7 protein-coding genes are annotated in these 6421 nt (G+C 66.5%); 6 read left to right on the top strand and 1 reads right to left on the bottom strand.

Annotated features, from left to right (window positions below; genetic code table 11):
- The 6 genes from ASG00_RS02050 to ASG00_RS02025 all read left to right on the top strand — a co-directional run.
- On the top strand, positions 1 to 335 hold a 335-nt coding region (locus tag ASG00_RS02050), incomplete at its 5' end, for a GtrA family protein (RefSeq protein WP_162238321.1).
- Complete coding sequence (locus ASG00_RS02045) at positions 332 to 1168, top strand: glycosyltransferase family 2 protein (RefSeq protein ID WP_056206478.1); 837 nt, start codon at positions 332 to 334, stop codon at positions 1166 to 1168. The genes ASG00_RS02050 and ASG00_RS02045, both read left to right, overlap by 4 nt.
- Positions 1165 to 2166 carry a glycosyltransferase gene (locus tag ASG00_RS02040; RefSeq protein WP_200930830.1) on the top strand — a complete coding sequence of 334 codons (1002 nt, stop codon included), beginning with the start codon at positions 1165 to 1167 and terminating at the stop codon, positions 2164 to 2166. The genes ASG00_RS02045 and ASG00_RS02040 overlap by 4 nt, the downstream gene beginning before the upstream one ends.
- On the top strand, positions 2163 to 3092 hold the full coding sequence (locus ASG00_RS02035) for an NAD-dependent epimerase/dehydratase family protein (RefSeq protein ID WP_056206476.1): 930 nt from the start codon (positions 2163 to 2165) through the stop codon (positions 3090 to 3092). The genes ASG00_RS02040 and ASG00_RS02035 overlap by 4 nt, the downstream gene beginning before the upstream one ends.
- Positions 3093 to 3167: 75 nt before the next feature.
- Positions 3168 to 4079 (top strand): ABC transporter permease, encoded by a 912-nt coding sequence (locus ASG00_RS02030; protein WP_056206474.1) that lies wholly within the window; start codon positions 3168 to 3170, stop codon positions 4077 to 4079.
- Between the two features lie 5 nt (positions 4080 to 4084).
- Positions 4085 to 5320: an ABC transporter ATP-binding protein gene (locus ASG00_RS02025; protein ID WP_056206471.1), complete on the top strand. Its 1236-nt coding sequence runs from the start codon at positions 4085 to 4087 to the stop codon at positions 5318 to 5320.
- A 45-nt stretch (positions 5321 to 5365) separates the two neighbouring features.
- On the opposite strand, the gene rfbB is transcribed toward ASG00_RS02025, so the two are convergent.
- Positions 5366 to 6364 (bottom strand): dTDP-glucose 4,6-dehydratase, encoded by a 999-nt coding sequence (gene rfbB / locus ASG00_RS02020; protein WP_056206469.1) that lies wholly within the window; start codon positions 6362 to 6364, stop codon positions 5366 to 5368.
- Positions 6365 to 6421 lie beyond the last annotated feature (57 nt).

The following is a 6421-nucleotide window of genomic DNA, read 5'->3' as shown; positions in this document are numbered from 1 at the left end:
TCCTCTGGTTCGTGGTGTTCGAGCTGACGGTGGGACGCCTGTGGGGCTACATGGCGACCCTCGTGTTCTCACACATCGCGAGTGTCCTGTGCGCGTTCTGGATGCACCGCCGGTTCGTCTTCCGAGTGCGGGGTCACGTATGGCGGGACCTCGCCCGCTTCGAGGTCGTGCAGCTCGTCGCCTTCGGCATCAACCTCGTCGCCCTGCCGCTTCTGGTCGAGGCCGTCGGGCTCACTCCCATCGTCAGCCAGGCGATCATCGTGGTCGTCACGGTCACCCTGAGCTACTTCGGACACCGCTACTTCAGCTTCCGGAGGAAGGAAACCTCGTCATGACCTCCCCCACCCTCTCGGTCGTCCTCCCCGTCTACAACGGCGAGAAGTACATCGCCGAGGCTCTCGACTCCGTGCTGGTCGATACCGACACCGACATGGAAGTGATCGTCGGCGATCATTCGTCGAGCGACCGCACGGCCGACGTCATCGCACGATACGCGGCGGATCCGCGGGTGCGGGTCGTGCAGATCCCTGCCGGGGGCTACGTGCAGCGGGCCTGGAACGCCGTATCGGCCGAGGCTCGCGGAACCTACGTGAAGCTCGTCTGCGCCGACGACGTCGTCTACCCGGGCATCCTCGCCCGCCAGGTCGCACTGCTCGAGGCCAATCCGGGTGCCGTCCTCACGGCGTGCCCGCGCGACGTGACCGATGCCTCGGGTAACGTCCTCATCCGCTCGATGGGGCTGCAGGGCGTCAAGTCGAAAATGGCCGGCACGGACACCGCACGCGCACTCGTGCGCGCCGGGAGGAACATCCTGGGCGAACCGGGCTGCGTGACGATGCGCCGGGACGCGTTCGAACGCGCCGGCGGCTGGTTCGGAGATCTCTCCCCCTACCTGATCGACATGGCAACCTATACCCGAGTGCTCCTGGAGGGCGATTTCGTTCCGGATCTCGTGACGGGCGCGACGTTCCGCCTCAACGCCGATCAGGGCTCCGTGGCCCAGTCGGCGTCGCAGGCCGAGCAGGCTCGTCGCTTCCACGCCTGGATGCGCACGGAGCACCCTCAGGTCATCAGCGCAGGCGACGTTCGGGTCGGTGACTTCCGGGCCGGGATGAACTCGCGGCTACGACGGGTGACCTTCGAGGTTCTCAAACGGAGGATGGCGTGACGTCGCGCTACGTGCACCGGGTCTCCATCGTCGTTCCCGTCTACCAGGGGGAACGCACACTGCGCGACCTGTTCGCCGAGATCCTCCCGCTCACCGAAGACTTCACGACACCCGCCGGGGCGACGGCGCGCGTCGAGGAAGTCGTGTTGGCATGGGACAACGGACCGGATCGTTCCGACGACGTCATCCGCGAGCTCATCACCGAGTATCCGTTCGCGAAAGCGGTCTGGTTGAGCCGCAATTTCGGTCAGCACGCTGCGACGCTGGCCGGCATCGCCTCCTCGGGCGGTGAGTGGGTCGTCACCCTCGATGAAGACGGCCAGCACGACCCGGCCCAGATCAGCGTGCTGCTCGACGCTGCACTGAGCGAACGGGCGACGGTCGTGTACGGGGTCGGCGACAACCCGGCGCCCCACGGCGCCGTGCGCAATGCCGCCTCGAAGGCGGCAAAGCGCATCCTCGAGTCGGTGTTCGGAGGCTCGGGCGCGAGCGATTACAGCAGCTTCCGCCTGATACTCGGCGAGATCGCACGCAGCGTCGCGGCGTACTCAGGCACCGGGGTCTACCTCGATGTTGCCCTGTCGTGGGTCTCCCGTCGTACCGTGACCGCGCCGGTCCGCCTGCGCGAGGAGGGCGACCGCTCCTCCGGGTACTCCTACAGGCGGCTGCTCGCGCACTTCTGGCGAATGATCCTCACGTCGGGTACTCGCGGCCTGCGTCTGGTCACGTGGCTGGGAGTGATCTTCGCGGCAGGCGGCGTGCTGTTCGCGATCTATCTGACCGTCGCCCGTTTCGTCTGGGGCAACGTTCCGGATGGGTGGACCTCTCAGATGGTGCTGACCGCGATCGGCACCGGCGCGGTACTCGTCGCGCTCGGGATCATCGCCGAGTACCTGGGCGTCGCCGTGAACATGGCTCTCGGACGGCCGTCGTATCTGATCGTCCGCGACCCGGCGACGGGGCCTCTCGGTGCACCGAGGTCAGACGACCAGCGATGAATCCCGACTGGGTGATCGGCGGCGGCGGACTGCTCGGTTCCGCGATCCGGCGCGCGGTCACCCACACGTGGGCGACTCGCGTCCGGTGGGATGACGCGGACACGGCGGAGGCAGATCTCCGACACGCGGTCGACACGTTCGTCGCCCAGCCGGGACCGTTGCGTATCTACTGGTGCGCAGGGAAGGGCGTGACGGCGACGCCCGCGGCCGAACTCGCGCGGGAGATCACCACATTCCACGCTTTCCTCGATGCGCTCCGCGGCCAGGATGCCGCCCGCACGACGGTGTTCCTGGCTTCTTCGGTCGGCGGCGCCTACGCGGCAGCGACCGCGCCCCCGTTCACGGAACGAACGTCCGCGCGGGCCGCCTCCGCCTATGGCGAGGCGAAACTCGATATGGAACGCTCGCTGTCGGCGTGGACGGAGTCGACCGGCGGGCGGGCGGTCATCGGACGCATCACGAACCTCTACGGTCCGGGTCAGGATGTCTCGAAGGCCCAGGGCCTGATCTCCGTGGCCCTGCGGAGCTATCTCACGGGCGCCCCCGCCACGATCTTCGTGTCGCTGGACACCCTCCGCGATTACCTGTTCGTCGACGACGGTGCGGCGATCGCCGTGGCCGCCACGCGGCGCGCCGAGGCGGGCGAGGCCGGCTGCGCGACACTGAAGATCCTCGGGTACGGGACCGCAGTGTCCGTGGGGGCGGTACTGGGTGAGATCGCCCGGCTGCGTCGAACCCGCGCTCCGATCGTGCTCGCCGGCGGGGGGCAGGGAGGACAGGCCCCCGATCTGAGGGTTCGCTCCACGATCTGGACGGATCTCGACGCGCTCGCGACCACCACACTTCCGGCGGGAATTCAGCGCACGTATGACAGGATGCTCCGTGACTTCGCATGCGGCACCGCGCGCACTCCAACCGGCCCCTGATGAGATCGCCCACCGCGCTCTCGGGCTGCGCGAGAACCACGGAAAACGCCATGCTTTCGCTATAGGATCGGTGGAATGTTGACCTCAGATGGAGAGGCCGCTTCGCGCGCCCGCCGGCTGGAGGCCATCCCGCTTCGCCCGGTCGGAGCCGTGACCGGGCGGGGCGCCTCGTGGGCGGCGGTGCGCAGCATCCTGTCGCACCGCGAGATGCTCGGACTCCTCGTCCGCCGCGATCTGAAAGCGCGCTACAAGGACTCCGCTCTGGGTTTCCTCTGGTCTCTCATCCGACCGCTCATCCAGCTGCTCATCTACTTCATCGTGATGGGCCAGTTCCTCGGCGCCGCCAAGAACATCCCCGACTTCGCGGTCTACATCTTCGCCGGTCTGTCCGCGGTCGGCCTCTTCACGGAGATCGTCGTCGGCGGCACCAGTTCGGTCCTCTCCAACGCAGGCCTCGTGAAGAAGGTCTACCTCCCCCGCGAGGTGTTCCCGTTGTCGAGCGTGGGCTCTGCGCTGTTCAACTTCAGCATCCAGCTGATCGTGCTCCTCCTCGCGACACTCATGGTCGGGAAGCCCCCTCTGCACTGGGAGCTCGTCTACGCAGTCCCGTCGGTGCTGGTGATCGTGATCTACGGCACCGCATTCGCACTGCTGTTCTCGGCGGTGAACGTGTACCTGCGGGACACCCAGTACCTGGTCGAGGTGATTACCATGCTCCTCTTCTGGGCGAGTCCCATCGTGTATTCGTGGGCGATGGTGAAGACCCTGATCGCGTCCCCGATCCTTCTCGAGGCCTACACGAACAACCCGCTCACTCTCGCCGTGCTCGGCTTCCATCGAGCCTTCTGGGTCGCCGGCGGCGATATCGAGTCGCCGGGCGGGCTGGCCCTCCGTCTCGGGATCTCGGTCGTGGTCGGCCTCGTGCTTCTCATCCTCTGCCACCGCGTGTTCGTGCGCCTGCAGGGCAACTTCGCCCAGGAGCTCTGAGCCCGATGACTCCCCCACCCGCGATCGCGACACCCTCCGACGACCTGCCTTCGGTCGAAGTCGCCAAGATCGCGCACGTCTCGAAGCGCTTCACGATCCGCAAGGACTCCTCCATCAAGGAGCGCATCGTCACCTTCGGTCGCGCCGGCCGCCGCCACCGCCAGGACTTCTGGGCCTTGAACGACGTGTCCCTCGACATCTTCGCCGGCGAGACGATCGGTCTCATCGGGCACAACGGATCTGGCAAGAGCACGCTTCTGAAGGTGATCGGCGGGATCATCGAGCCGACGACGGGTACCGTCGAGGAGCGCGGTCGGCTCGCGGCGCTGCTGGAGCTCGGTGCGGGTTTCCACCCCGACCTGACCGGGCGCGAGAACATCTTCCTCAACGCCGCCGTGCTCGGGCTCAGCCGCGAGCAGACCGAGGAGCAGTTCGACGACATCGTCGCCTTTGCAGCGATCGGCGACTTCATCGACACCCAGGTGAAGTTCTACTCCTCCGGCATGTACGTCCGGCTCGCGTTCGCGGTCGCGGTGCACACCGATCCCGATGTGCTTCTCGTCGACGAAGTACTGGCGGTCGGTGACGAGGCATTCCAGCGCAAGTGCATGGATCGCATCCGCGAGTTCCAGCGCCAGGGTCGGACCATCATCCTCGTGAGCCACTCGCTCGACCAGGTCTCCGAGCTGTGCAGCCGGTGCGTTCTGCTCGACAAGGGTCACGTCGTCTTCGACGGCAAGCCGTCGCTCGCGGTGGCGAAGTTCCGCGACCTGCTGGAGGAGCGCCGCATCGCCGAACGCGACGCAGCCAAGGGCACCCGCGCGCGCCCGCAGGGAGCGATCGAAGATGTCACCGCGGTGCCTGCGGGATCCTCGGTCGGCGACTCCCTCGAACCCGGCCAGGACCTCTCCATCACCGTGCGCGTTGCAGCGGAGGCTCTGTCCTCGTGGACATGCCGCATCCAGATCGACGATGCGATGGGGCAGAAGGTCTTCGTCACGGGCACCGACTGGCTCGGAATCACTCCGCCGGCATTCGCCGGGGCATGCGATCTCACGTTGCTCCTGAGGCGCCCGGCTCTCGGGGGCGGAAAGTACTTCGTCAACGCCACACTGTTGGACGAGTCGGGCCAAAGTCTCCACAACGTGATGCAGGCGACGTCCTTCAACGTCGTTCCCGACCCGCGGGCCATCGGCTTCGTGCGGATCGACGTCGACGCCGACTTCTCCTCAGGAGTGTGACCCCTCCGGCCGCGAGCTCTGAACCCTGGCGCGGGTAGGGTGCGACTACTGGCCCTGTGCGGCGTAGAAGGCCTCGGTCGATTCTTTCGCCGGCGCCCACCACGACTCGTTCGCCCGGTACCAGTCGATGGTCTTCGCGATCCCGTGATCGAACGACCCGTACGTCGGGAGCCAGCCGAGCTCGGTGCGCAGTTTCGTGGAATCGATCGCGTAACGCAGATCGTGCCCGGCGCGGTCCGTCACGTGATCGTAGGCATCGCGAGGCTGGCCCATGATCTCGAGGATGAGCTCGACGACCTCGCGGTTGTTCTTCTCGCCGTCGGCGCCGATCAGATAGGTTTCGCCGAGCCGCCCCTGCTCGAGAATGGCGAGAACGGCCGACGAATGGTCGTCGGCGTGGATCCAGTCCCGGACATTCTCGCCCGCGCCATAGAGCTTGGGCCGGATGCCGCGCAGCACGTTCGTGATCTGCCGCGGGATGAACTTCTCGATGTGCTGGTACGGGCCGTAGTTGTTCGAGCAGTTCGAGATGGTCGCACGGACCCCGAACGATCGCACCCACGCGCGCACCAGCAGGTCGCTTCCGGCCTTGGTCGAGGAGTAAGGCGAGGACGGGTTGTACGGGGTCGACTCGGTGAACCGCGCCGGATCGTCGAGCTCGAGATCCCCGTAGACCTCATCCGTGGAGATGTGGTGAAAGCGGGTGTCGTAGCGTCGTGACGCCTCCAGCAGCACGTAAGTGCCGATGATGTTCGTGTCGAGGAAGGGCCTCGGATTGGCGAGCGAATTGTCGTTGTGGGACTCCGCGGCGTAGTGCACGACGGCATCCGCGTCGCGCACGAGAGGATCCACAGTGGATGCTTCCGCGATGTCGCCGTGCACGAACGTCACACGTTCGTCGGGAAGCCCGTCGAGAGAGGCCCGATTCCCCGCGTAGGTGAGCTTGTCCAGCACGGTGATGTGGTGGTCGGTGTTCTCGACGGCATAGCGAACGAAATTCGACCCGATGAAGCCGGCTCCGCCGGTGACGAGGAGTCTGCTCATAGGCATCCACAGTAGTCCAGCAGGTCTGCGTGATTGGTGTGCGGCGGCGACCTACGC

The organism is Microbacterium sp. Leaf351 (assembly GCF_001423825.1).
Classification (GTDB): Bacteria; Actinomycetota; Actinomycetes; order Actinomycetales; family Microbacteriaceae; genus Microbacterium; species Microbacterium ginsengisoli.
Note: the sequence above shows the minus strand (reverse complement) of the source record. Positions and strands in the feature narration are given on the sequence as shown.

Excerpts from the sequence above, each read along its gene's own strand:
- ASG00_RS02045 (WP_056206478.1), top strand. The coding sequence starts at position 332 with ATGACCTCCCCCACCCTCTCGGTCGTCCTCCCCGTCTACAACGGCGAG.
- ASG00_RS02035 (WP_056206476.1), top strand. The coding sequence starts at position 2,163 with ATGAATCCCGACTGGGTGATCGGCGGCGGCGGACTGCTCGGTTCCGCG.
- ASG00_RS02030 (WP_056206474.1), top strand. The coding sequence starts at position 3,168 with ATGTTGACCTCAGATGGAGAGGCCGCTTCGCGCGCCCGCCGGCTGGAG.
- ASG00_RS02025 (WP_056206471.1), top strand. The coding sequence starts at position 4,085 with ATGACTCCCCCACCCGCGATCGCGACACCCTCCGACGACCTGCCTTCG.
- rfbB (WP_056206469.1), bottom strand. The coding sequence starts at position 6,364 with ATGAGCAGACTCCTCGTCACCGGCGGAGCCGGCTTCATCGGGTCGAAT.